At 50.8% G+C, this 25,376-nt stretch carries 24 protein-coding genes; 8 read left to right on the forward strand and 16 right to left on the reverse strand.

Annotated elements, in window-relative coordinates; translation table 11 throughout:
• Positions 1–50: 50 nt before the first annotated feature.
• The 6 genes from ACI32D_RS03345 to ACI32D_RS03370 all read right to left on the reverse strand — a co-directional run bounded on the left by ACI32D_RS03345 (position 51) and on the right by ACI32D_RS03370 (position 5,031).
• Positions 51–908 carry an aldo/keto reductase gene (locus tag ACI32D_RS03345; protein ID WP_439775232.1) on the reverse strand — a complete coding sequence of 286 codons (858 nt, stop codon included), beginning with the start codon at positions 906–908 and terminating at the stop codon, positions 51–53.
• A 119-nt stretch (positions 909–1,027) separates the two neighbouring features.
• A complete protein-coding gene (locus ACI32D_RS03350; protein ID WP_439775233.1) occupies positions 1,028–1,936 on the reverse strand; it encodes an L-lactate dehydrogenase in 909 nt (302 codons plus the stop codon).
• Positions 1,937–2,116: 180 nt separating this feature from the next.
• Positions 2,117–2,656 (reverse strand): hypothetical protein, encoded by a 540-nt coding sequence (locus ACI32D_RS03355; protein ID WP_439775234.1) that lies wholly within the window; start codon positions 2,654–2,656, stop codon positions 2,117–2,119.
• An 87-nt stretch (positions 2,657–2,743) separates the two neighbouring features.
• On the reverse strand, positions 2,744–3,571 hold the full coding sequence (locus ACI32D_RS03360) for an exodeoxyribonuclease III (RefSeq protein WP_439775235.1): 828 nt from the start codon (positions 3,569–3,571) through the stop codon (positions 2,744–2,746).
• A gap of 57 nt (positions 3,572–3,628) precedes the next feature.
• A complete protein-coding gene (locus tag ACI32D_RS03365) occupies positions 3,629–4,267 on the reverse strand; it encodes an HAD family hydrolase (RefSeq protein WP_439775236.1) in 639 nt (212 codons plus the stop codon).
• Positions 4,268–4,317: 50 nt separating this feature from the next.
• On the reverse strand, positions 4,318–5,031 hold the full coding sequence (locus ACI32D_RS03370; protein WP_439775237.1) for a YjjG family noncanonical pyrimidine nucleotidase: 714 nt from the start codon (positions 5,029–5,031) through the stop codon (positions 4,318–4,320).
• A 348-nt stretch (positions 5,032–5,379) separates the two neighbouring features.
• Between ACI32D_RS03370 and ACI32D_RS03375 the strand changes: the two genes are divergently transcribed.
• Positions 5,380–5,931, forward strand: coding sequence for a biotin transporter BioY (locus ACI32D_RS03375; protein WP_439775238.1), 552 nt, complete (start codon positions 5,380–5,382; stop codon positions 5,929–5,931).
• A 70-nt stretch (positions 5,932–6,001) separates the two neighbouring features.
• Here ACI32D_RS03375 and ACI32D_RS03380 read toward each other — a convergent pair whose 3' ends face one another.
• The 3 genes from ACI32D_RS03380 to ACI32D_RS03390 form a co-directional block, all read right to left on the reverse strand.
• Positions 6,002–6,823, reverse strand: coding sequence for a hypothetical protein (locus ACI32D_RS03380; protein WP_439775239.1), 822 nt, complete (start codon positions 6,821–6,823; stop codon positions 6,002–6,004).
• A 74-nt stretch (positions 6,824–6,897) separates the two neighbouring features.
• Complete coding sequence (locus ACI32D_RS03385; protein ID WP_439775240.1) at positions 6,898–7,551, reverse strand: histidine phosphatase family protein; 654 nt, start codon at positions 7,549–7,551, stop codon at positions 6,898–6,900.
• Positions 7,548–8,132, reverse strand: coding sequence for an SGNH/GDSL hydrolase family protein (locus ACI32D_RS03390; protein WP_439775241.1), 585 nt, complete (start codon positions 8,130–8,132; stop codon positions 7,548–7,550). The genes ACI32D_RS03385 and ACI32D_RS03390 overlap by 4 nt, the downstream gene beginning before the upstream one ends.
• A gap of 205 nt (positions 8,133–8,337) precedes the next feature.
• On the opposite strand from ACI32D_RS03390, the gene ACI32D_RS03395 reads away from it, so the two are divergent.
• Entirely contained in the window at positions 8,338–10,506 is a 2,169-nt protein-coding gene (locus ACI32D_RS03395; RefSeq protein ID WP_439775242.1) for an EAL domain-containing protein, read from the forward strand.
• Here ACI32D_RS03395 and ACI32D_RS03400 read toward each other — a convergent pair.
• Positions 10,453–11,286 carry a DegV family protein gene (locus ACI32D_RS03400; protein ID WP_439775243.1) on the reverse strand — a complete coding sequence of 278 codons (834 nt, stop codon included), beginning with the start codon at positions 11,284–11,286 and terminating at the stop codon, positions 10,453–10,455. The genes ACI32D_RS03395 and ACI32D_RS03400 overlap by 54 nt on opposite strands.
• A 165-nt stretch (positions 11,287–11,451) precedes the next feature.
• Between ACI32D_RS03400 and ACI32D_RS03405 the strand changes: the two genes are divergently transcribed.
• On the forward strand, positions 11,452–11,958 hold the full coding sequence (locus ACI32D_RS03405; RefSeq protein ID WP_439775244.1) for a DUF1836 domain-containing protein: 507 nt from the start codon (positions 11,452–11,454) through the stop codon (positions 11,956–11,958).
• A 99-nt stretch (positions 11,959–12,057) separates the two neighbouring features.
• Here the strand turns inward: ACI32D_RS03405 and ACI32D_RS03410 are convergent, their stop codons facing one another.
• The 4 genes from ACI32D_RS03410 to ACI32D_RS03425 all read right to left on the reverse strand — a co-directional run bounded on the left by ACI32D_RS03410 (position 12,058) and on the right by ACI32D_RS03425 (position 17,072).
• Complete coding sequence (locus ACI32D_RS03410; RefSeq protein WP_439775245.1) at positions 12,058–12,321, reverse strand: AbrB/MazE/SpoVT family DNA-binding domain-containing protein; 264 nt, start codon at positions 12,319–12,321, stop codon at positions 12,058–12,060.
• 18 nt (positions 12,322–12,339) lie between these two features.
• Entirely contained in the window at positions 12,340–14,067 is a 1,728-nt protein-coding gene (locus tag ACI32D_RS03415) for a sensor domain-containing diguanylate cyclase (RefSeq protein ID WP_439775246.1), read from the reverse strand.
• 136 nt (positions 14,068–14,203) lie between these two features.
• Positions 14,204–15,151 carry a glycosyltransferase family 2 protein gene (locus ACI32D_RS03420; protein ID WP_439775247.1) on the reverse strand — a complete coding sequence of 316 codons (948 nt, stop codon included), beginning with the start codon at positions 15,149–15,151 and terminating at the stop codon, positions 14,204–14,206.
• A 4-nt stretch (positions 15,152–15,155) separates the two neighbouring features.
• Entirely contained in the window at positions 15,156–17,072 is a 1,917-nt protein-coding gene (locus ACI32D_RS03425) for a hypothetical protein (RefSeq protein WP_439775248.1), read from the reverse strand.
• Positions 17,073–17,708: 636 nt separating this feature from the next.
• Here ACI32D_RS03425 and larD point away from each other — a divergent pair.
• Together larD and ACI32D_RS03435 are read left to right on the forward strand one after the other, a co-directional pair.
• The gene (gene larD, locus ACI32D_RS03430) at positions 17,709–18,431 is read left to right on the forward strand and encodes a D/L-lactic acid transporter LarD (RefSeq protein WP_439775249.1); all 723 of its coding nucleotides are present in this window, start codon (positions 17,709–17,711) and stop codon (positions 18,429–18,431) included.
• 440 nt (positions 18,432–18,871) lie between these two features.
• The gene (locus tag ACI32D_RS03435; protein ID WP_439775250.1) at positions 18,872–19,357 is read left to right on the forward strand and encodes a sigma-70 family RNA polymerase sigma factor; all 486 of its coding nucleotides are present in this window, start codon (positions 18,872–18,874) and stop codon (positions 19,355–19,357) included.
• Positions 19,358–19,402: 45 nt separating this feature from the next.
• Here the strand turns inward: ACI32D_RS03435 and ACI32D_RS03440 are convergent, their stop codons facing one another.
• Positions 19,403–20,185 (reverse strand): hypothetical protein, encoded by a 783-nt coding sequence (locus ACI32D_RS03440; protein ID WP_439775251.1) that lies wholly within the window; start codon positions 20,183–20,185, stop codon positions 19,403–19,405.
• Positions 20,182–20,946 carry a hypothetical protein gene (locus ACI32D_RS03445; RefSeq protein WP_439775252.1) on the reverse strand — a complete coding sequence of 255 codons (765 nt, stop codon included), beginning with the start codon at positions 20,944–20,946 and terminating at the stop codon, positions 20,182–20,184. The genes ACI32D_RS03440 and ACI32D_RS03445 overlap by 4 nt, the downstream gene beginning before the upstream one ends.
• Positions 20,947–21,257: 311 nt before the next feature.
• Between ACI32D_RS03445 and ACI32D_RS03450 the strand changes: the two genes are divergently transcribed.
• The 3 genes from ACI32D_RS03450 to ACI32D_RS03460 form a co-directional block, all read left to right on the forward strand.
• Entirely contained in the window at positions 21,258–24,038 is a 2,781-nt protein-coding gene (locus ACI32D_RS03450) for a bifunctional diguanylate cyclase/phosphodiesterase (protein WP_439775253.1), read from the forward strand.
• 317 nt (positions 24,039–24,355) lie between these two features.
• The gene (locus ACI32D_RS03455) at positions 24,356–24,604 is read left to right on the forward strand and encodes a hypothetical protein (RefSeq protein ID WP_439775254.1); all 249 of its coding nucleotides are present in this window, start codon (positions 24,356–24,358) and stop codon (positions 24,602–24,604) included.
• Positions 24,605–24,652: 48 nt separating this feature from the next.
• Positions 24,653–25,376: hypothetical protein (locus ACI32D_RS03460; RefSeq protein WP_439775255.1), on the forward strand; the 724-nt coding region annotated here is incomplete at its 3' end.

The raw sequence follows: 25,376 nt of genomic DNA on the forward strand, positions 1-25,376 counted from the left end.
GGTTTCTGGTACGTTGTGCAGTCTTTTTCATAAAAATTTTCAGTTTTTCGCTAAAATTCAGCCTGGTCTGGATCCAAAACTGGCTGCCCGATCCCTTGCAGGCCATCCAGCTTGGTCATGTCGTCTTCGGTAAGTTCAAAGTCAAAGACTTCGGCGTTAGCCTTGATGTAGTCCGGGTGGACTGACTTTGGCAGCGGCAAGAAGCCATGCTGCAGGGACCAGCGGATCAAAACCTGGGCGCTGGACTTGCCATACTTGGCCCCAACTGCCTTGATGGTCTCATTGCCCAAAAGGCCACCCGTCCCTAAAGGACTGTAAGCCTCGCTCAAAAGGCCATATTCCTTGTTAGCGGCCGTTACTTCCGCTTGCAGGTCATTTGGGTTAAGGCAGATCTGGTTGACCACAGGCTTGATTTCTGCCGTCTTCAAGAGGGCTTCCAGGTGGTGGCGGCGGAAGTTGGAAACACCGATCGCCCGGATCTTGCCAGCCTGAACAGCTTCTTCCATGGCCCGCCAGGCTTCCGCGTTGGCTTCTGCCCAGTGGTCCCGGACAGCAACCGGATTTGGCCAGTGGATCAAGTACAGGTCCAGGTAGTCCGTGTCTAGTTTGAGCAGGCTGTCGTCAATAGCGGCCTTGGCTCCTTCATAGCTGTGGGACCCGTTCCAGAGCTTGCTGGTCACGAACAAGTCGCTTCGCTTAACCCCGCTTTTCTTGATGGCCCGGCCCACGCTCGCCTCATTGCCATAAGCCGCGGCCGTGTCGATATGCCGGTAGCCGGCATTCAAGGCTGCTTCAACTGCTTCTTGAGCCACGTCGCCATCTGGCGTCTGCCAGGTCCCGAAACCAATCACGGGAATTTTGACCCCGTTGGCCAATTCGTAAGTATCTTCCAAACCGTGCAAAGTCATTTTTTGCCTCCTGTCAAACATGCTACTTACTTTTTGTAATTTAGTTTATTATAACAAAAATCCTCCCTGGCGGGAGGATTTTCTAACATCTTGACTTTACTTTTAAAGTTTTTGTTTTTTTATTCCAAGCTGGCCAGACTGTCCTTCAGCTTCTTGGCAGAAGCTTCCAATTTGGCCTGTTCATCAGCTGGCAAATCCAAAACTGGTACTTCTTCTACCCCATGCTTGCCAACGATTGAAGGGTAGCCGATGTAGGTCCCCAAGGATTCAACGTAGCAGCTGGTTGGGCCGTAGAACTTGGCGTCAGAGAAGACTGCTCTGGCCAAACGAACCGCGCAGGTAGCAACAGCGTAGCAAGTGTAGCCCTTGCCCTTGCCAACCTTGAAAGCATTGTCCTTGCTCAAGCGGTCCATTTCTTCTTTCTCTTCTTCATTGAAGAGGTCCTTGGCTGGCCGGTTGTTGACCCAGACGGTTGACCAGGCCGTAAACTGGCTGGACCCGTGCTCGCCCAGGTTGAAGCCGGACACGTTTCTTGGGTCCTGGCCCAACTTTTCCCCGACGACCCGCTGCATTCTGGAAGTATCCAGGAAGGTCCCGGTCCCAAAGACCTGATTCTTTGGCAAGCCAGTCACCTTTTGCAAGATGGAAGTTACCACGTCACAAGGATTGGAGATGTTGATGATGACGCCCTTGAAGCCGCTGTCCTTGATCTTCTGGCCAACTTCAACCGCGTTCTTGGTGTTGATCGGGAATTCCGCGAAACGGTCACCAGTCGTGATTGAGGCCGCCACGTCACCAAAAGCGGTGATGATCAAGTCGGTGTCCGCCAATTCCTTCCAGTCGCCCCACTTGACGTTGACGTAGAAGTCATTTCTGCCCAGGGTGTCGCGCAGGTCGCCCCATTCAGCCTGGCACTTGGTCTCATTCTTGTCCAGCAAGACCAATTCGTCTGCTACCCCGTGGGTAAAAAGAATAAAGGCTGCCGTGGCCCCAACGTGTCCCATGCCGATCACTGCTACTTTTCTCATCAAAGATTCCTCCTTGCTTTTTAATATATCGTCAATTATTTTTTCATAATTAACAATAAAACAAGTTTGGCCAAAGTGCAAGCTTTACTTAATTAAAAAAGTTTGAACCTGGTTAAAAATTATGAAAAGAAAGTCACAGCAAAAGAAAAAGGACTTCCATAAAAATGAAAGTCCTTCTGCTTAATCTGTAAAACTGAATTCCAGCGGATCCTGGCCAGCGCTCAAAGATACTGAGCTTGGGCCGTTTCTCTTCAAGCGGCCCAGGGGGTAGAAGCCCTGGCTGTAGTTCTTGTCGCTGGCAAAAATCAGCAGCTTGTCACTGGCTGGATCATAGCCGATCTCGCCCGTAATGGCGTGGGTCAATTCCTGCCCCTTAGGGGTTGGCAGGTTAACCTTCTGCGTGCTGACGAGCAAGCCGTCCTTCTTGCTGGCCGTAAAATTCAAGTCAACCTTCTTCTTCTTCCACTGCTTGAGCAGGCTGATCGTGGTTGGTGACTTGGGCAGGATGCCAGTAATCTTGCTCTTCTTGCCGGTCAATTCCACCTTCAAGTTCTTGAAGTGGTGGTTGTCCGTTGACTTGACTGCCTTCTGGTACTCTGAGGTATCGAAGGCGTCTGAACTGCTTTCTGCTTTCTGGCCACCGCTGCTAAAGGCCATAATCGCCGTGCCGGCAAAAATGACCAGGATCAGACCGATGACCCCTTTTTCTAATCTCTTCATATACACATACGCCTCATATACTAATACTAAAATTCTTTGCTAAAAGTTCTTTGTTTTTTCATCCTCTAACTTCTAATTGTAACCGAATTACAGCTTAATTTCCAATAAAATTGGACAATGATCCGCTCTTTCCCCAGTCGCGATCATTTCCGACTTCTCAACCTGGTCGACCAGGCGGTTGGAAACCAGCCAGTAGTCGATTCTCCAGCCGGAATTATTGGCCTTGGCCGTCCGCACCCGCTGGGCCCACCAGGAGTAGACCCCTTCAACCTGGCCATGGATCTGGCGGAAGGTATCCGTGAAGCCCGCTGCTAAAAGCTGGCCAAAGCCGGCTCTTTCTTCATCCGTAAAGCCGGCTGAATGGTGGTTGGACTCCGGATGCTTCAAGTCGATTTCCTGGTAGGCCGCATTGAAGTCCCCACTAGCTAAAACCGGCTTCTTTTTGTCCAATTCTTCAAGGTAGGCCCGGTAGCACTTATCCCATTCCTGCCGGTCGCCCAAGCGGACCAAGCCGTTGCCGGCATTTGGCGTGTAGACCTGGGTCACGTAAAAGTCCGGGAATTCCAGGGTCAGGATCCGGCCCTCAAAGTCCATCGGCTCCGGGGCCCCGATTTCCGGCCGGGTCACCACCGGATCCAGGCCCTTTTTGTATAAAAACATCGTGCCCGCGTAACCCTTCCGGGCTGGCTCCACGCTGGAGCGCCAAACGAAGTCATATTCCGGGAAAAGGTCAGCCAGGGCAGCCTGGTGCTTCTTGCTTGGCCCGCTGGCTGGCAGCTTGGTTTCCTGCAGGGCCAGGACGTCTGGATCCAGGTCATGCAAGTTCTTCAAGACCCCCCGGGTCATTTCCGCCCGCGGGGAGGTCCCCGTCAAGGCCGCGTTCAATGAGTCGATGTTCCAAGAAATCAGTCGCATTTTATCTTCACTTTCTGTTTTTCTTTACTCTCTGTTGCTTTTTACGCTTTATTTTTCTTAAATATTCAAAATTTCCAGGGGATAGTCGACCGTATAGTCAGCCTTTTCTTTTTTGAGGCTGGCCGGGTCAAAGGCGCCCCAGGTGCAGGCACAGGTCGCGCAGCCGGCGTTCTTTCCCATCCGAATGTCGTACTTGGCATCCCCCAGCATAATCGATTCCTTCAAATCCAAGCCATGCCGCTTGGCCAACAGGTCGATCTCATCGCTGGCCGGCTTATGGTTGACCACCTCATCAGCTCCGACAAAGTCGGTGAACAGATCCAGCAGGCCCAGATTTTCCAGATTGTGGACAATTTCCGGGTGGGTCTTGCTGGAGCAGACGAAGAGCTGCTTGCCGGCCAGTTTCAGCTGGGTCAAGGTCTTCACGATCCCTGGAAAAAGGCGGACCTGGTCGTCCTCCAGCAGGGCATATTCCGCCATGCTTTCCTCAAACAGGGTCTGGGCCAGGTCGCTTCTGTGCCCTTCCTGGGCCCAGCGGGCAATTGAGACATCGATCGGAATCCCCATGGCCTGGTAAATATCTTCGGTGCTTGGCACCTTGACTCCCCGGGCCTCAAAGGCCTTCTGCACGCTGGCCGCGTAGATGTGGCGCGATTCGCAGATCGTGCCGTCGAAATCAAAAAAGTAATTTTCCATTTTTCCCCAAGTCCTTCTTAAAGTTTACTTACTTTAAGTATACACGGAAACTAACGCAAAGCGGTCGGGGCGAAGTCTTTTTTCAAGATCCGCTGGAACTGGGCGTAGTTGTCCACCTCAAAGAGGGGATGGACCGGCAGGGTCTTTTGCCGGTGGCGGTGGTTGTACCAGATGCTGTCAAAGCCGTAGTTTTCCGCCCCCATGATGTCAGAGGACAGGCCATCGCCGAAGAAGACCGTCTGGTTGGGGCTGTAGCCGCTTCTGGCGAAAAAGTAGTCAAAAATTTCCGCGTTTGGCTTCTGCACCCCGGCTTCCTGGCTGGTCACGACCAGGTCAAAGTAGTGCCTAATCCCGGCTAATTCCAGCCGGTGCTCCTGGCCAAACTGTTCCCCGTTGCTCAAAACCGCCAGGCTGTAGCCCAGTCTTTTGGCATAGCGGAGGGTGTCCTTGACTCCAGGCAGGAGCTTGTGGCCGGTATGGAAGTAACTGTGGAATTCGTCAGCCGTCTCCATCCCGTCGACTTCGACCCCGCAATACTTTTTAATAATGTCCGGGAACATGATCTCATAGAGCTGGTCCAAGGTCAGCTCGCCCTTTTCCAGCCGGCGCCAGAGACCCTGGTTATAGGCGTGGAATTCTTTTTCAAATTCGTCACTGATCTCCCAGCCATGGGATTTAAAGAGCTGAACCAGGGAATCGTGCACCGTTGCTTCAGTGTCGAGCAAGGTGTCGTCAACGTCCAGGATAATTTGCTGATAGCGCATGTGGCCTCCTTATTTTCTGTTACATTACTTGTTTCTATTAGGCGTATTAAGTTTCCATTATAGACAAAAAGCTGGGCCAGTGCAAAAAATTGTCTTCAACTTATCTTACCCCCATTTTTTCTTTTTCCACATCTTGGGCCTTACTCCGACAAGCAACTACGATATCTTGTGGATAACTTCTGTGGAAGTTGTGTATATCTAGTAGCATCCTCGGCACTTAGCCACTAGACTTAGTTTTCTCGTAATAATTACTATACGTGTACTCAATAAAATATCTTATTGACAAAAAGCTCCAGTAAAACTATATTAATCAAGTAAGCAATAGTTTTACTGGATTGGAGGAGAAACATGTCCAGAAAAAATACTTTTCAGCTTTGTCTTTTAGCCTTGTCCACGGCCCTGATCATTGTCGGCAGCCAGCTGGCGGTCCCCTTGCCGGGCGGGGTCCCTTTTACCCTGCAGACCCTGGTGATTCCTTTGATCGCGGCCGCCTTTGGCTGGCAGCTGGGAACCGGCGCCGTCGCCCTCTACCTGCTCTTAGGAGCCACCGGCCTCCCCGTCTTCAGCGGGGCCAGTGGCGGCATCGCCGTTCTTTTCGGGCCTAACGGGGGCTTTCTCTGGGGCTTCTTGCCCCTGGCCCTGATCACGGGTCTGGCTAAAGGAAACAGATTTTATTTGACCCTGGCTGCCGGGATTGCCCTCTTTTTGCAGCTGCTCTTGGGCGCGGCCTGGCTAGCCTGGATCAGCCACTTACCATTTACGGCCGCGGCTAGCGCTGCTATCTGGCCTTTTTTGCCAACGACTTTGGCCAAACTGGCCCTGGTTGTCGCCCTGGCCCCGCGCCTGCGAGCGATTTTTGCCACTTACGCCGGCAAGGTCAGCCGCGGCTATCAAAAATAAGCTGTCAGAAAGCATGCAAAAAGACGAAGTTCTTCTTAGAGCTTCGTCTTTTACTTTCTTCAATTTCGCCTTACTGCTGGTAAAGCGTGACCAGCTGCTGGGCCAGGTCAGGCTGCTTGAGCTCGATCTGTGGAACCAACTCCATGGCGTCGATCTTCCCGCTGTGGATCCGGGAGATGTTTTCCGGCGTCAAGCCTTCCGTTTCGATGATTTCCAAGGTAGTCGGCAGCTTGTGGTACTTGTACATCTTCCCTCGCAAAGCTTCCTGCCGGGTCCCGTCCAGCATCCGTCTGAGCAGGTCCCGCAGCTCGTCTTCCTGCTCATCAGTGACAGTAAAGCCGATCAAGCGCAAAGACCGGGGCACGGCGTTGATGGTCTCTTCCACCGTCTTGCCGTAGCTGACCGAGTGCAGCTGGGTCAGCGCCTCAAAGAAGGCTTCTTCCAGCCGGTCGTCGCTGAGGCCAGGATTGCTGTCTTTCAGATACTGGCGGTACTCTTCCGTCGCCGTGGTCCGTTCATAGTACCATTCATTTTCCCGGCGCAAAAATTCATCCTTCTCCGGCACGTAATAAAGGCGGTTGTGCTGGAGCTTTTTGATCTGCTTGAAATCCTGCGGCAGGTCCATCAAGACCCAGTCGCCGTAAAGGTAGAATTCCTCATCCTCGTCTTCGCCGCGGTCTTCAACCAGCAGCTCCCCTTCACCAGCGATATTGTAGTCCTGGTCGCTCTGGTCCAGCATGGTGAATTCCCAGAAGTCGTCCTCGTCAATATTGAGCAAGGGGTTCTGGTGGCTGAAAATGTGGTACGCGTGTCTGAGCGGAATAATGCCGTACATGTTGATCATGGCGTAAAGATAGCGCCGGATCAGCAACTTGTTTTCTTTACTAATCATCTGTCTCACCTACCATTTTCGATAGATCTTTCCCTGTTTTTTCTACATCCTATTATAGGCCTGCTGGCAAAAAATCAGTACATCGGCCGACCAAATTCTTCCAGGCTGACCTGGCCGTTGTCATCGACATTCAAGACCGTCATCTCGTTGTGCTTAGGCAATTCCGTTCTAAGGTGCTTGCCCCCGTAGATGCAGGCCAGGCAGTGAATGACGCAGGCATGGCCAACCAAAAGGATCCGTTCTGACTCATCATAGTTGACCAGATAGTCGATCCCGCGCTTCAGGCGCTCTTCAAACTCGCTCCCGCTTTCAGCATCCCCTTCCGGGTCAGCCGCGTGGAACAAGTCCCCGATTTCCCGCCAGGTGTAGCCGTCCTTGACCGCGTCGACCAGGCGGGGGTACTTGGTGGACTTAAAGGCTGCCGCTACCCCTTCCGTGTCATGGAAGGCCTCGTAGTAGCCGAAAAAGAGCTCCCGCAAGTCAGCGGTCTGGGTCATCTTGGTTGACTCCCAGTTGTCATTTTCTGAAACGATGATCTTCCGGGTGTCAGCGGCCCGCTTCAAGTCACTGGAGGCCACCAGGTCAAAATGCTGGTCCTTCAAGGCCTTTCCCAGCTGGTGGGCACCTTCGATCCCTTCTTCAGTCAAAGGGGCGTCAGACCAGCCCTGCAGGCGCTGGTACTTGTTCAAATAGGTCCGGCCATGGCGAACCACATAGATCTTCTTCATTGTTCAACCTCTTCCTTGGGCAGCTGCTTCATCATTTCCGCTGCCAGCAATTGATAACCGCGCGAGCCAAAATGCAGGCCATCATCGAGTTCTCCCCGGCACAAGTCTGCAAGGTCCCCCTCCTTCAGCATGGCCGTGAAAAAGTCGGCGTAGGCGACCTGGTATTCAGCCGCGACTTCCCCCATTACTTTAGCATACTTTGCCAATTTTGCGTTGGTCCGCCCCCGCTGCTTGCTTTCATCTACTGCCGGCCCGGAGACCAGGACAGTTTTGACCCCTGGATAAAAACAGACCAGGGCGGAGACAATGGCCTGGAGGTTCTGCCGGTACTGATTGAGTGGTACTTGCTTATGGCTGGCCGCGTCATTGATCCCCACCATTAAGAAAAGCTGGTCAGCCCGGGGCCGCTTTAAGGCCAGGTCGCCTAATAAGGCCAGCAGGGCGCCGGAATTGATGCCGGACACCGCCGTATTGTCGATTTCCAGGTCAGATTTTCTCTCTTTCAAGGTCCAGTTGATCCGGGGCTGGTCCAGGCCTTCTTTTCGGGCGAAGATGCTGTCGCCAAGTAATATAATTCGCATTTTTACCTTTCTATGCCATTAAAGCATTTGTTATTTTTTACCACTAATATTATTTTGAAAGCAATCCCTGAAAAGGCTTAACAAACAAGGGGAACGAGTGCTAATATGGTACTAGCCTAGTTTATAGTTTTTAGCTTATAATTAACAAAAATCATCGTACAGTTTTTTATTTATATTCCGCCAGTTGCTCCATGAGGATCGAGACATGACAGAACTTTACCACTTTTCCGCGGCAAACCGCGAAAGCTATGAACAACTGAATTTCGCCCTGGCCGTCTTTCAAGAGTACGAAGGCAAGCTTATTCCCCTCCTGGTTTCTGACGGCCTTTGCCGGCTTTACCAGTTAAGCCGGGAAGACCTGCTGAACCACCTGCGAGACATCAGCTACATCACCAGCAACATGCTCAAGGCCAAACAAGATCTTTTGACCTGCAGGATCAAGCTGACCGAAAGCTACCAAACCGTTCTCCTGCACTTAAGCAGGCAGGATTTTTCCGGCCAAGGCCTGCTTTTCGTGGAGTATTTGAACATTGGGGAAGATGCGGTCGACACCCAGCCAATTCAAATCAGCCATATTCCTTCCAATGAACAGTATGAGGACAATTTGACCGGTCTGCTCAACGGGGCTTATTTGACTAGTTTCGGCAAGGACTATCTGGTCAGCAAGCTGCGGGCCGGCGACCAGCCCAGGGTCATTCTTTTTAACGTTATTGGGATGCACGGCTACAATGAGCACTTCGGCTATCTGGCAGGCGACCGCTTCTTGGTCAAGATCAGCAAGCAACTCTTAAACCTCTTCCCCGACGGCCTGGTCATCCGCTACAATGACGACCGTTTCGTGGTTTTGTCGACCGATACCGATTATATCGCCAAAATCAAAGAGCTGCAGAAATTCGTTCTCCGCAACTACTCCGTCGGCGGAATCAAGGCCGGAATCTGCTACTACACTGATCCCAGAGAAAGCATCAAGTCGGCCATCGACAAGGCCAGGAAGGCCCTCCAGTATACCGGAGATGACTTGACCCAACTGTATCATGTTTTTGACGAAAGCGTCCGGGAGAAGTACGTCAACCGCGACTACGTCTTGACCCACTTCCAGGAAGCCCTGGACAAGCGCTGGATCAAGCCTTACTACCAGATGGAAATCCGCAGCTTGACCGGCAAGGTTTGCGGCTATGAGGCCCTGGCCCGGTGGATCGATCCTAAGGAAGGCGTCCTCAGCCCGGCGACTTTTATCGGTATTCTGGAAGATACCCACTTGATCAACCGCCTGGATTTGTCGATCATCGACCAAGTTTGTGAGATGCTGTCCTCCTGCTACAAGCGGGGGATCCCGATCCAGCCCGTCTCTGTCAACCTCTCCCGGGTGGACTTCCAGGTCTGTGATATTTTTGCGGAAGTCGATGCTATCAGGAGAAAGCACAGGATCCCGACCTCCTACCTGAAGATCGAGATCCTGGAATCAACCTTGACCACGGTGCCGGAACAGCTGCACAAGGCTATGGACAAGTTCCACGCTGCTGGCTACCAGATCTGGATGGATGACTTCGGCAGCGGCTACTCCAGTCTGAACAACTTGAAGGACTTCGACTTTGACCTCTTGAAGATCGATATGATTTTTTTGAAGAACTTCAAGACCAACTCCCGCAGCCATATTATTTTGCGGGAAATCGTCGACATGGCCAAGCATCTGGGCATCCATACCCTTTGCGAAGGGGTCGAGACCAAAGACCAGGCCGACTTCCTCAAAGCCATCGGCTGCGACCGCCTGCAGGGTTTCCACTTCTCCAAGCCCCTGCCAGAGGAAGAAATGCTGGCCTTGATCGAAAAGAATGGCGCGGACCACTACGAGCCGCAAGAGATGAACAACTACTATGATACGATCGGTGAAACCAACATTTTGGTCAACCCGATGGTCAGTCATATTTCCCAGGGAATAAAGCACCTGGAAATGCCCCTGGCCTTGATCGAGCGGCGGAGCGGCGACCAGCTGATCTACTACTTCACCAATTTTGCCTACAAGGACGAATTGACCCGTCGCCACCTGGATCAAGAAGAATGGCAGGAAATCGTCAATGATTCGGCTTTTTATAAGAATCTCCTGCTCAATCTGATGGGCAGAAGCAAGAAGGCCAAGGCTGCCGTCAACGGCATGCTGGACAACTACAGCTCTATCGAGGTCCGCCATTTGGCCAACTACCAGGACCGGGACATGTACGTCTGCGCGATCAACAACTTTGGCCATTACTTAGACAAGACAAGACAAGACAAGACAAGAAGTAAAAACTCAGCACCCGGACCGGTGCTGAGTTTTTACTTGCTAAATTTCAATCCCAATCATCAGCCCGCCCTCTTCAGCGTAGAAGCTGCATAGAGCATGGCAGTTGCCCAGGTCAACCTTGGCCTCTGGATGCTTTTTTCTGATCTGGTCGTGGAGCTCAGCCGCGCTGTCGAAGTTGTCAGCGTGGTCAATCTTGACCCGGCCGCCCGTATAGCCTTTCTCTTCCAAAGTTTTCAGCAGGGCAGCCAGGGTCTTCTTCTCCCCTCTGGCCTTGCCCAAAGGCTTGATTTCGCCTTCCTCTGCCCAGCCGTAGATCCATATTTTCAAAAGGCCGGCAATCTTGGCTACTGCCGGACTGACCCGGCCGTTATTGGCTAAGTTGGTCATCGACTTTAAGGCGAAAAAGAGGCGGATATGGTTTTCCAGGTAGTCGCTCACGGTCTCTACCAGGTTAGGAAACTGCATCCCTTTTTCTTTCAGTTCCGCGATCTTTTCTGCCGCCAAAAACTGGGCCGGACCCGCGCTTTTGCTGTCAAAAACGTGAATCAAGACGTTTGGATGCTCTTCTTGGTAGATCTTTGCCGCCTGGACAGCAGAATTGTAGCTGCCGGACAAGACTGAAGAGATGGTCAAAACATAGATTTCACTGCCCCCGGCGTAAGCATCCAGCCAGGCAGCGATACTAGGACAGGCTGAAGAAGCCGCGATCCCGCTTTTAGCCCTTTCATTGAATTCCACCTGGTCAAAGCTGGCGTCGTCCGCCCAGGTCTTGTCCCCTTGAATCAAGCTCAAGGCCGCTACTTCCAACTGGCAGCCGCCCAAATTCCCCGCCGTCATGTTGGCCCCGGAATCAGTCACTATCTTAATCGTCATATTTTATAATCCTCGTCATCGGTTTCTTAAAAACTTTTGCTTAAGTCTATAGCAGGAAAGTCCCTATGTCAAGTTTTTTGAAAACCGCTAAGCCGATTTGCTATAATGTGGATGATTGAATTTCATTTTGCCTGTATCTTTTGTATCAGCTGACAGGAGGTTTTTATGGAAAAAATTGCCCGTTCCCTGGCCGGCCTGCACCTGCCCCGCTACCAAGACTTGCCCCAGATGGGCCTGTACCTGGAGCAGACCGCGACCTATATCAATGAGGCCCTGGCCCCCTTGGAAAACGTCCACCTGACCAGTTCCATGGTCAGCAACTATGTCAAGCACGACTTGATTGCCTCGCCTAAAAAGAAGCTCTACAGCCGCCAGCAGATTGCCGAGCTGACTTTCATTGCCATTTCTAAAAACGTCCTCTCCCTGGCTGACCTGCGCGAAGCCTTAAAGCTGCAGCGGTCCAGCTACGACACCGAGACGGCCTACAACTACATGGTTGATGAGCTGGAAAACGTCCTGGCCTACGTCTTCGGTTTTAAAGACGAACTGGCCGACATCGGCCACGAGCACGGGGAATACAAGACCATGCTCCGCAACGTCATCATGACCGTCAGCTACAAGGTCTACCTGGACAAATACTTCGCCCAGTTTACCGGCCAGGAAGAAAAGTAAAAGAGCACGAAAAAAGGACATCCGCCGGGATGTCCTTTTGACTATTTCTTCTGATTTTTCTGAATAAATTCAAACAGATTTACACTTTCATTGGACGCATTAGCCATTAACCATCCAGTCATGAAACTCTGGTGACTTCTTAGGATCATAATGGCCATTTTCGTCAAAGTCAACGCCTTCTTCTGGAATTTGATCGATCAAATCGGCCCAATCTAAAGCACTTGGCAGCTTTTTAATCATGATTTTATCATCTTGAACCTCAAAGGTGACTTCACTACCTTTGGTCAAGTTCAATTCCTTTCGAATTGAAGCCGGAATAACAACTTGTCCCTTTTGAGAGACACGGCCAACCATTGTTTGCATCGTTTTCTCCTACTCTCCTCAAGCCGTTGTCAGCGTTTGGTAGACCAGCTTCCCGTAATGGGGATTGTCGACCATGCTGAAGTTGGACTTGACGGCAATTTCCTGCCCGCTCTGACTGATGACGTGATAGTTCAGCTTATGGATATCGCCAATCTCAGCTTCAGCCGTAAATTTCTTCAGCCAAACCTCGACCAAATCCATGTCCCGCGGAGCCACGACATGTCCGGCTTGGGTGTTCACCCGGCCAAAAAAGTCCCACAGATTGTCATAGCCTAAAAGGCGCAGGGTTCCTTGATTGACGAAAAGAATATGGCCGTTTTCCGGCTTGTAGATCATCAGAGCAGTAGGAATATTGGCCGCGATGTCATGCAGGGTGAAGCCCAGCTGGGATCTAAGGGGCTTGCTGGTTTCCCCGGAATAGTACTGGGCCCCGCTCTTGCCGCTCAATTTGACCTCATAGAGAGCTTCGTCAGCCCGGCTGATCAAGCCTTCCAGCTTCTTCCCCTGCCGCGGGCTGTCCGCGTAGCCGATCGACAAGCTGTACTTGACTTTGTGGCCAAAATAAGTGATCTGATGGTCGGCCGTCAGAATCCGCTGGATCACCGTCTGGCAGTCATCCGCGTCCAGCCCCAGCAAGGCCAGCATGAATTCGTCCCCGCCAGTCCGGCCCACCACGCCGCGGCTTCCCACAGCCTCTTGCAGCCCTCTGGCCACCTGCTTCAAGACTTCATCCCCGATCTGGTGGCCGTATAAGTCGTTGAAAAGCTTGAAGTCGTCGACGTCAACCATGACCAGGGTAAACTTGCCACCTTCCTGCCCCTTTAAGCTGCGCTTCAGCTGCTCATTGAAGCCCAGGCGGTTGTTGATCTGGGTCAAGGGGTCAACGGTCGCTTCTTCTTTTAACAGCCTCGTGCGGGCCTGGTGCCTGACCAAGGCTACCGCCAGGCAAAAGATCCCAAGCGCCAGCAAACTGAATAAGACCATCACCCGGCTGCTTCTTTGCTCATAAGTCCAACCGCCTTTTGGTGAAACGTAGATCTTCCAGCTGCCACTTGAACTGCTGGGCTTGAAGCTGTATGCCACTGGACTGACGACAGCCGCCTTTGATCTGGACATCAGACTGTACTTCTTGCTGTCAACCGGACTTCTCAAGAGGCGGTAGTTGTAGTCCCCATGCTTCAAATTGCCTAAACTGGCCTTTAGCAGCTGCTTGGCATTGACCGCTACGACCGCGAAGCCCCACAGCTGTCCTTTGACGAAAACCGGCCGGTAAAAAATCATCCCGCTTTCTCCGCCCTTGAGGGTGACAGGTCCTTGCATGATGGTTTTCTTCTTGCTCACGGCATATGCCCGGCAATGTCCGCGGCTGAACTGCTGATAAGCCTGCTTAAGTTCATTCGTCAGCCCGGGGTTGGCCTGCCAGTTTCCCTGCACGGTAACCAGATAGCTGCCCTGTACATAACCTGTTGCCAATATTTCCCGGCTTCTTTTGGCAAAATTGGTCACCTGACCATTGTCATCAATAGTCGTCTGTGCTAATTCCCGGCTAAAGTCTTCAGCCTGTTCCAGAGCTGGAGAAAAAGACCTGCCCACCAGTTCAGCTGTCTGCAGGGCCCGGTTTTCCTCTGTACTCTTAAATTGCTGGTAGCTCCACTTTCCCATGGAAGAAAGCACCAGAATCAAGCCGATAAAGACGGTCGTTAAAAAGATGTAATCCCCACGGCGCATTTTGTACTTGCTGCTCATTAACTGCTCCTTATTTTCAGTGTTACTAATTATGACACAAAAGTTATAACAATAACACTGAAAGGTCTTTTTATCCCAAAGAATAATTGCTATGGAATTATAACTTTAAAAAACAGGCAAAAATAAAAGACCGACCTTAGTCGATCTTTTTAACATCTTTAATATTTGATTCACTGGAAATGTAGTGGGGCCGGTGCTTGCTTTCCATGTAAATCTTGGCCAGGTACTGACCCATCACGCCGAGGCTGAGCATGACCAGACCCCCGATAAAGATCACCACGCAGATCAAGGAGGCCCAGCCGGCTACCGGGTCGCCCTTGATCAACTTGCGCAGAACAATTACGATCAGCATGATAAAGGACACCCCGGTCATGAGGAAGCCCATCCAGGAAGACAGGTTCAGCGGCACCAGAGAAAAGTTGATAATCCCGTCAATGGCGTACTTGAACAGCTTCCAGAAGTTCCACTTGCTTTCCCCGGCCACTCTTTCCACGTTTTCATAAGGGAGCCAGTAGGTCTTGAAGCCGACCCAGCCAAAAATCCCCTTGGAGAAACGGTTGTACTCACTCATTTCCACGATCGCGTCAACCATATCCCGCTTCATCAAGCGGAAGTCCCGGGCCCCGTCGACCACATCAGCGTCAGAGATCTTGTTGATGATCTGGTAGAACTTGCGGGCAAACCAGCTTCTGATCGGCGGCTCACCCTTCCGGTCCTCCCGTCTGGTGGCCACGCTGTCGTATTCACCGGAGTCCAGAATCTTGATCATTTCCGGCAAAAGGGCCGGCGGATCCTGCAAGTCGGCGTCCATCACAGCCACGTAGTCCCCGCTGGCGTTGACAAAGCCCGCGTACATAGCGGATTCTTTGCCGAAGTTTCTTGAAAATGAAATGTAAAAGACATGGGGATCCTTAGCGGCCAGGTCGCGCAGAATGTCCAAAGTCTTGTCCTTGGACCCGTCATTGACAAAAATCAGCTCGTAGTCGTCGGGCAGTTTTTCCAGCACCTCATGAGCTACAGGATAAAAAAGGGGCAAAGCCGCTTCTTCGTTGTAGCAAGGCACGATAATTGAAATCTTTTTCATGTTTTTACTTCTTTTCTTCCCTTTCTGCTTGCTTACTCTTAAGTTTAACCCCTAAGCCGGCACAAATAAAGCCAGGCCAGGAAAGCAGGGAAATTGCTAAAAGCAGCTTCATCCAGAAAGGAGTCACGAATTCCAGGTAGGCCACGTTCTTGCCCTTTTGGCTGGCCACCAAGGGAGCGCCGATCCGGCTTCTTTCATACTTATGCAAAACTTTGCCGTTGACCGTCAGCTTGGACTGGGCATAAGTCACGACTGGCAGCCGCTTATTTTTGCCCTTGCTCTTCCAGGTCAGCTTGATTTTTCCGCCCTTGACGGCCTTGATCTTGAGCGGCTTTCTGACCTTGTGATTCAAAACCGTCTTATTGTAGGAACTGGCCGCCTTGTCGGTCTGCTCTTGCCAATATTGCTTGTTCTTATAAGCATCTGACCAGCCGGTAATGACCGGCTTAGGGTCAAATTTGTAAACTGGCAGGTAGTCGGCGATTGGCTTTTTGGTCAAGGTCAAAAACTTATGCAGGTCTTTAGAGTGCGTGGCCGCGTTAGCCTGCCGCATGGCCTCTTTGCGGGCGGGAGTCAAAGCGATCAAGCCCTTCTTGGTCTTCTTGATCTTGTGCCTGCCCGGATCAGTGACTTCATGGCCAAAATTGGTGATGGCATTGTGACCGACATTGGTCAAATAGCCATTCCAAGCATCGACATTCATGTAGTAGACCAGGCTGTTCACGCTGATGACCAGAGACAGGCCAGCCAGCCCGTAGATCAGCCAGGCGAAGTGCTTGGACTTCTTCAGCATGATTTCCGCCGACATCCCTATCCCCAGCAAAATCAAAGGATAAGCCAGGCAGATAAAGCGGGACGGGAACTGGAGGAAGCGGGCCAGGACCGGCAAGCGGTTGGAAATATGGCCCCAAGGCAGCATCCGGGAGGAGACCAGCAGCCAGAAGCAGCCATAGAGGCTGACCCAGCAGTTGAGCCGGTTTTCCTTCCGCCGCCAAAGGGCATAGACCAGCTGGCCAATAAAGATGTAGGCCAGCCAGTAAGGCAGGCTGCCCCGCATACTGTAATTGACGATGTTTAAAGGATTGTGTCTGATATAAATGTGTCTGAGATGCAAGGACTGATCCATCATGTCCATCGTCGACGGGGCGGCCAGCTTATTGGTCTTGGATATCCAGAGAAGCGGGGCCAGGGTGTTCAAAGACAGCAAGACGGCCAGGCCGACCGCTTTAAAAGTCTCCAGCCAAAGCTGGCGGGACCACTTGTTTTGGACCATGGCATAAAGCCAGGCTGGAAGCAAGAGGGCCACGTACATCACGGCCGTCAGCAGGTGCACTTCCAAGGCGATAGCCATCAAAAGGCCCAGCTTGACCCAGTGAATTGGCTTTTCCTTGTCCAGAATCATGTCCGCGGCCACCAAGATGGCGTAAGGCATCATCGCCGCCCCAATGCCGGAGAAGTTGGTCCCTTCCTGCCAGCGGGGCAGCCAGCCGATCGTCATGTAAAACGCGGCCAAAAGCGTGGCAACTGACCGCCGGCTGTCAAAGCGGCGCAGGGCCCAGTACATGCTGGTCCCCCCAACCGCGTAGACGATAAAGGAGCTGACCAGCTGATACCGGTACCAGCTTTTAACAAGCAATAAGAGCAAGCCATTGGCATAAGCAAAAAGCGGCCCGTACAATGCGTTGATCACCCGGCCTGAGTGGCTGAAACCATACATGGTCATGAACCAGTTGAAGTTGCCGTGCTTGATCTGCTCAGCCGCTTCATAGAAGCGGTTATAGTGGAAAATCGTATCCGACCCGATGATGACGTTCCCCGTCCGCATCTGCCGGTAACAGAAATACGCCGCTAGCAAAAGCAGGGCGGCGTAGGGCAAAAAAGCTTGGTATTCAAGCTTGCGTTTATTATTGTCTTCTTGCATCTCTCTTTCTTTCCCTTTCATTTCCAAAAAATGGCCTGGATTATACACTCTTGACCCAGTCCACTACTAACTGGTACAACTTTCACTAATTCTAGGATAATCATTTTCATTTTCATGTGCAAGCCTTTTTAACATCTTTTAATGTCCTTTTTCAAAAGCTTTACGCATATATATTACGAAAAAGCCATAACAGCCATTTTGGACTTATGAAAACAAAAAATATCCCTGGACACCAAAAAAGCAGCTGCTTATGGCTAGCTGCTTCTTAGGTAGTGTATATGTATGTTGTGTATATCAGGGAAAGAAAAATATAAGAAATATGAGTTATAGACAAGTTCTTTCAGCTCGTCTACGATTCTTATAGTACACAGTAAATTTGAACAAACTATGATGCTAATTCTTCCCTTCAGTGAAATTTCCATCGGCAAAAAGACCAGGCACTTTTGTTTTTCAGCAGCTGGCCCGGTTTTGTGAACAATTCACTTACTTTTCCCTAGAAAGTTTGTTAAATCTAGCTAAAAAAGCGCATTCATGTTCAAAAAATCACGATTCCCTATATCTTTTTGCCGGCTATAGGTATATAATTATTAGCTGTTATGTACCTTAAAAATTATCTACTGCAAGGAGAACAGAATTTTGATGCACAACTTGTTAAATGAGTTCCTGTCTACCGGGCTCATGATTCTTTTCGGTGTTGGCGTGCACTGCGATGACGTTTTGAACAAGACCAAGTACCACGGCTCAGGCCACATTTTCGCCATTACTACCTGGTCATTCGGGATCACTGCCTGCCTCTTCATCTTCGGCGGCGTCTGCATGAACCCAGCCATGGCTCTCTGCCAGGCTATCCTGGGTCTGATCCCATGGTCCAGCTTCATCCCTTACACTCTGGCTGAATTCGCCGGTGCCTTTGCCGGGGCTCTTCTGGCTTACTTCATGTACGCTGACCACTTCAAGGCTTCCGAAGACACCATCGACGGCGTGGCCACCCGGAACATCTTCTCCACCAACCCTAACCTGCGCAACCTGCCACGGAACTGGATGGTCGAAATGATCGCCACTACCATCTTCTTGAGCGGTATCCTGGCTATCGTTGCCAAGTTTGAAAAGCTCGGCTGGACTCCACTTCTGGTTGGTCTGCTGGTTTGGGCGATCGGTATGGGCCTGGGCGGTACTACTGGCTTCGCCATGAACCAAGCCCGGGACTTGGGGCCACGTCTGGCTTACCAAATCCTGCCAATCAAGAACAAGGCCAACAACGACTGGCAATACGGCTTGATCGTGCCAGGTACCGCGCCATTTGCCGGTGCCGTTTTGGCTGCCCTGTTCGTCAAGTACTTCTTGAAGCTGACTTTCTAATTAAGCTAAATTCTTGAGAAGAGAAGAATACTGAACACAAAAGAAAAAAGCGCTGGACCGCGACGTCCAGCGCTTTTTCGCGTAAAAAAATAGATATAGATGCGGCCCGGAGGCCACGTAATTGCTTGTCTTGGAAAGAATAAAAAAAGGTATGGAATCATAGATCAAGATCTCTTGATCTATGGCTCAAATGATACGGGGGAAGTATGAATGATCTATGACGACTTTCTTGCTTTTCTCCTAGGAAAAGTTTTATTTTTTACCTGGATTCAACCCCTAAACTTGCCCTTAAACAGCCGTTCTTACATTTCCTTCAAAGTATAAAGAGCGGAAAAACGGGCTTTTTGCCCCCTCGCTCCCGGTCAGCACTCCTTTGGCAAAGCCCTTAAGCTAATACTTGCAAGGCGCCAAGCAAGAAAATAATTAAGGAGTGCGAAAAAATGAACATGCAAATCAATCAAGCAATGGACCAAGCCTGGGAAAACCGGAAATTAGTTGCCGGAGCCTTGAAAACGGCCCATGTCTACCGGAAGTGTGCCGATTACGAGGACCTTTTTCAAGAAGGCTTGATCGTCTACGCCCAATGCCTGCGGGAAATGGCTGACCAGCCGCGGGAAGAAGCAGACAAATTGGCCTTCCGCAAGGTCTACTGGCGGGTCCTTGACCTGCTCCGGCAGAGAAAGCGGCAAAGAGACCACGATGAACCGCTGCTGGCCGCCGCCTTTGTTGGCCAGGCCGACCAGCACAATCTGCTTCTTAAGGAAGCCTGGAAGAAGCTGTCGACTAGCGAAAAGCTGCTTTTAGGCCAGAACCTCCTGGCTGGACGCAGCCTTAAGGAAACGGCCGACTTGATGAACATCCCCTACCGGACGGCCAGCCGGATCAAGAAGCAGGCCCTGGAGAAACTCCGCCGGCAGTTAGTCTGAATTATTATAAGGAAGCAAAGCCCCCGCGAGTGCGGGGGCTTTTCGTTATATTCTGAACAAGAACTTTTTCTCTGCCTGCTTTAAGGCATAGTCTAAATCGTCTGGCAAAACAGGCAGGCCGAGTTCATCCAGCAGGACCTTTTTAAAAGCCTGCCTTTCTTCTGCCCGGATCTCAGCCAAAAGCTGCCTTAAAGACGGAAGCTTGCCGGCCAAGTCTGCCTCAACCGCCTGCTGGTAGCTGGGTCCGTAGAGCAGGTTCCAGTCACCTTGCCGGCAGACCGGGCAGCCTACTTGACCAGCCAGACCATGAAAAAGGCTGCAGTAGAGGGCATTGTGCTCAACTGCTTCTTCCACTTGCCGGCTGGCGTTGGCATAGCCGCGCTTCAGCTGAAAGAAATAGCAGTTGACCCCGGCCAAATCGGTCATGAGCATCCCGCCTTGGCAGGCTTCCATCCCCCGCATCCGCTGCAGGGCGATTAGATCGACCAAGCCGGCGTGAAAGGATTCCGGAGAAAAAAGCGCCCCGTGCCCCGCTGAAATCACGTGCTGCTCCCGGATCTCCAGGAGCTGGTAGAGCTTTTCCTGCAAAGGATAGCCGCCAGGCAGGTCTTCGTTGACGAAGTGAGCCAGCAGGGTCTTGGTCGTGGCTTTTAAGACGATCTCCCCCTGCTTCCGGTCGACCAGCAAGGTCCGGTAAGGGGCGGCCGGGCCCAGGTCATAAGCCATAACAAAGTCCGGCCCCAGCCGGTAGCTGTCCAGCTTCTTGGCCTTGATTTTTCCTTCGGCTAATCCTGCCCGGTAGTACTCCCGGCTGTAGACCGTCATCATTTGAAGGCCTCATGGCAGATTAAATTCCGCCTTAGAATCGTCTTTAAAGGAATTGCAGCCAGACTTTTTGCTTTTGACTCTGGCTCTTTATCCTTGAGCAGGTAGCGCAGGACATAATAGATCCGGGGATCTTTTCTCCCGCTAGAGATTTGAAATCCCGCCAGTTCCACGCCCGGGCCGTAGTGTTTGCCGAAGTACTTTTCTTCATACAGGGGGCCAAAAAGGTCAAACCAGCTTCTGAGTTCTTCTCCGTCCACTTCTTCGCCCTGCAGCAGGCAGGAAAAAGCTGCTGGCTGCTTTTTTAGGCCGGCAAGTTCACTGATGTGGACCAGGTCTGCCGGGAAAATATTAGTCGAAAAGCAGGCGTTGTTGCGGAAATAGATCCGCGGCCCATGAAAAAAGACGTATTTCTCAGCTTCCTCAGTCTGCAGGAGAGCCAGCTGGTCAACCGTCAGGTCCCGGACTCTTTTCCTTTTCTTGGCAAAAAGCTGCAGGAGCAGCCAGGCCAGCCGGTCCGCGTCAGAAGCAGCTTCTATTTCAGTTTGCAGAACCTGCTTGACTGCCTCGCGGAAATTCTGTTGCAATTCGTCCAGGGCCTGGCGGATTAAAGGGACGTCAGCTGACTTGATTACGTTCAGTCTTTGCTTGTCCAGCAGCAAATCGCTTAAACAAATATCCTTGCTTTCCAGCTGGCGGCGCAAGCCGGCAGACCAAACCCGGCCCGCCAGCTGCCGCTTAAGCGCCTCTTCAATTTCTCCCATTTTCCTTGTCCTGTATTCAAAACATCCTGATTAACTGTGGATAATACTTATATTATGAAGAATTAAGACTATCCATTCCAAGTTAAAAATATAACATATTCGCGCGTGAATTAAAAGCGCTAACATCTAATTTTTTAATCAATTGTTTTGAACCCTCCAGTCCCTTTTGTTAAGGCAAATGAGTTATTATATTAATTAAGGAACATATCATATTTTATAGGGAGCATGCCATGCAAATTACTCGAGCATTTGCCTACGCGGTCTCGGAATATTTCTGTGTCATTATAATCTCATTACCGCTTCGCTCATCGTTGCAAATCAAACGGCACAACCGCCAGCATCACTGGTTCAATATCAGTTTGGGCCTCCAGGCCGCTTACCTCTTTTTAGACGGAACCCGGACCCTGTTGATGAACCATATCCTGCCCAGCAACCAATTTCTGGTCAATTTTACCAGTCTTTGTTTGTCGATCACTCTGAACATCCTCAGCTATACCACTTTGATGTTCGTGGCTTACAAGATTGAGCTGCCCTTGACCACTGACAAAAGGCAAAGCCGGTTCGTCCTGGCCCTGCCGATCGCGATCTCAGCCGTGGACTTGATCTGCGCTATTTTCGCGCCCCAGCTGATGTTCTCTACCAATAATATCAATGCTTTTACGCCATTTTTCTCAGGCCTTTTCCTTTTCCTGCCGATCAGTTATTCTGCCTTCGTCTTTGTGATTACGGCTTATAATGCCATAATCAACCGGAAAAACGGCCTGGGCCACTACTACCTGGTCTTGACCTTCTATCCAGTTCTGATGACGGTCTTCGGCTTCATCGAAGTCATGCTGTCCACGGCCCTGCCCCTTTACTCTTACGCGGTAACTTTTTATTTCACCTTCAACTTCCTTTACCAGCTGAACTCCTCTATTAAGGAAGCAACTATCGACAGTCTGACGGGCTTGAGAAACCGAGAAAACCTCAGGGAATACATCGACGATATCTGGAAGCAGGGTACAAGTGACCAGTACTACCTCTTCATGATTGACATGAACGGACTTAAATCAGTCAACGACGTCTACGGGCACGTGGAAGGCGACCATGCCATCCGGGCCATCGGCCAGGCCCTGGACGACGTCCTGCAGACAGGCAATGATGGGATTGTCTGCCGTTACGGGGGCGACGAATTTTTGGCAGTCATTACGGTCACTGACGACAAGCAGGCTGACAAGCTGGTGCAGCTGACCAGAGAAAGGATCAGCTACTACAGTCAGGTCGACAAGCTGCAATCCGCCCCGCAAGTAGCTACCGGCTACATCCACCTGCCTAAAGAAAAAACTCCCCTGGCTGACCTCTTGAAACAGGCTGACAGCAAGATGTACGCTGAGAAGCAGGCCATGAAGACCGGGGACCGGGCAGCCAACTTCTTTACCGACGAAATCACCGGCCTGCCAAATGCCAACTACTTCCATAATTTCGCGGGAAACTTCCTTAAGAAGCTGGCAAAAAAAGACCAGCATCCCCTGGTTATCCTGTTCAACATTTCCGGCATGCACAGCTACAACGACCGCTTTGGCTACCAAGGCGGCGACGACCTGCTCCGGACTGTCTCCCGGGTTTTGCGGGACTTTTTTGACCAGGAAGATGACATCTTAGTCCGCTACACGGAAGACAACTTCGTCCTTTTAACTTGCACGCCCTTGACTGAGGCCAAGCAAAAGATCCGGGACATCTCCAAAAAGGTAACGGCAATTGATTCGATTGGGATCAAGGCCGGGATCTACCAGACCAAAGATGGCAAAGAGGACGTCATCGCCACGGTCGACCGGGCCCGGCGGGCCATGCGCCTGATCGGGTCCGACCGCCAGCGGGTCTACTGCGTTTATGGGCCGGAAGTTCAGGCAGTTTACGACAGCCGGGACTTCGTCTTGATCAACTTCAAGCAGGCCTTGGAAAATGGCGACATCAAGCCCTTCTTCCAGCCAGTCATCCGCAGCTTGACCGGGCAGATCCGCAGCTTTGAGGCCCTGGCCCGGTGGAATGACCGTCAGCGGGGGGCAATTCCGCCCGACCAGTTCATTGGAATTCTGGAAGAGACCCGGCAAATCCACCTGCTGGATCTGGAGATTTTCCGCCAGGTCTGCCAACTGCAGCAGAGCTGCCAGCGGATGGGCCTGCCGATCCCGGTGATTTCCGTCAACATCTCACCAGTTGACTTCAACTCCTGTGATATTGTCGCGGAAATCGAGAAAATCAGGACCCAGTACCAGGTTCCAAGCAAGTATCTGAAGATTGAAGTTTTGGAATCAGTCATTGCCAGTGCCCCGGACCAGCTGAAGGAGATCATCGCCCAGCTGCATGATTTGGGCTATGAGATTTGGATGGACGACTTTGGCAGCGGCTACTCCAGCATGAACAACTTGAAGGACTTTGACTTTGACCTGCTGAAGATCGACATGGGCTTTTTGGAAAACTTTACCGCAAACTCCCAGAGCAAGATCATCATTTCAGAAATCGTCGACATGGCCAAACGGCTGGGGATCGAGACTTTATGCGAGGGGATCGAGAACCGGAGCCAGTCAGATTTCCTCAAGGAGATCGGCTGCCAGTACCAACAGGGCTATCTCTTCGCGGCTTCCATGGAGCCGGAGGAATTGCGGCAGTTCCTGGGCAAAGCTGGCGACCAGCTTGAAGATATCAGCTTAAGCGACTACTACAGCCAGATCGACCGGGTCAACGTTTTGTCCAACCCGACCCACAGCCTGGCAGAACAGAATTCCAGCCTGGGTGAAAATATCGACGTGCCGATGGCCATCATTGAAAAAGACGGGGATAACATAAGCTACCTTTACTTCAACCACGCCTTGAAACGTTTGCTGGCAATAGCAGAGAACGGGCAAGCTGTTTCGGCTGAGACTCTTGCTAAGCTGCCGGCCGTGGATAAATTCCTGTTAGAGCAGATGGACCGCTGCCAGGGGAAGGACCGGGCAATTTCGGCCAGTTATGAAAGCGGCGGCCTGGAATTCAAGATCAGAATGCGCTGGCTGGCCAGTCAGGAAAATAGCTCATTCGTGTATATCGTTACGTCGGAACATTATCAAGAATAAAGTATGACCAACTCAAGACATCTTGGGTTGGTCTTTTTATTCGCTAAAAATTCAAAGTCGCCATAAAAAATGCAATAAAGGTTGACAAAATATTCAACCGTGCTACCATTGAGTTGGTTTTAGGAAAGAATTATTTTTTAAGAAAGAAGATGTTTTGATTGAGTAAGCTTTTACTCAAAGTCTTAGTTCCTTTAGCCACTGTCTTTGTATTGGGCGTTACTGTTGTTTCTGCCTCAGGCAAAGCATATTGGACAATCAGTTCAGAAACCGTTAGCGATCATGGTCGTTGGAGCTCCTACGGTAGTTCCAACAAGAAGATGACTAACTCCAATTACGCGTCATTCAACGGTGATGCGCAACCCGCAAGCTTTGGCTATTACGTCCACTTGATCAATAACAAGGCAGCCACAAGATCTGGTACAGTTCCATTGGAACTGAATCATACTACTAGAGCTCATGATAATTCAGGGAAAAAGGGCTACCACTATTACGCCGATGTTCGCTCTAAAAAGTATGAGCCAAATACGACCAGAGTAAAGCTGCACTTCAGCGCGGACTACAAATAATGTAAGAGGGGTGTTCAGCCCCTCTTTTGTTTTTGAAGGAGTAATAAATTGAGTCGTTCAAGGAAAATCGCCATCTCTCTGGTTTGCCTTTATCTAATATTGGTAACCTGGCAGATCTTTTATGAAATCGGTCAAAACAAGATGTTACGTTTTGATCCCGATCATTTTCTTTATATGTTTTTCGGTATTCAGTTTGGCGGCGTGTTAGACGATGCCTTCTCTCTATACCTACTTGAATTTTCATTGATACCTGTAATAGGATCAGCGCTCGCCGTCTTTACCAAAAACAATAATTCGTTTTCAAATTACCAGCAGCGGTCGGGCTATCACGGCTATCTTAAAACTGCCTGCCTAAGAGCCTTTGGCACTGGCTTTGGTTTGGCTATTCTGATCAATATCTATCAGATGATTATTATCAGCCTCTTTTACAGTCCTTTTGTCTACCAAAATCCCAGTTTTTTCCTTTGGGACAATTCCGGTGGCGTTTCTCTTTCACAGAACAGCTTGGTAGCACTGGTTTTATACGTTTTCATGTCTGCCATCGGCTGGGGCAGTTTTTCCTTACTTATCCTTGCAGTTGGCCTTTGGATCAAGAAAAACAGCCTGTATCTGGTAAGCGGTACTATTATTATGTTGATCTGTATCTTAACTCCTACACTTATAACTGCCAACAGTGGTCCTTTGTTGATCTTGTCAGATATGTTTTTCCTGCCAAACATCATGTCTCCAGGCCTGTTATCATTCGTAAATGCTCACCAGCCCGTCAATGTCT

This window comes from Lactobacillus sp., assembly GCF_051873315.1.
GTDB lineage: Bacteria > Bacillota > Bacilli > Lactobacillales > Lactobacillaceae > Lactobacillus.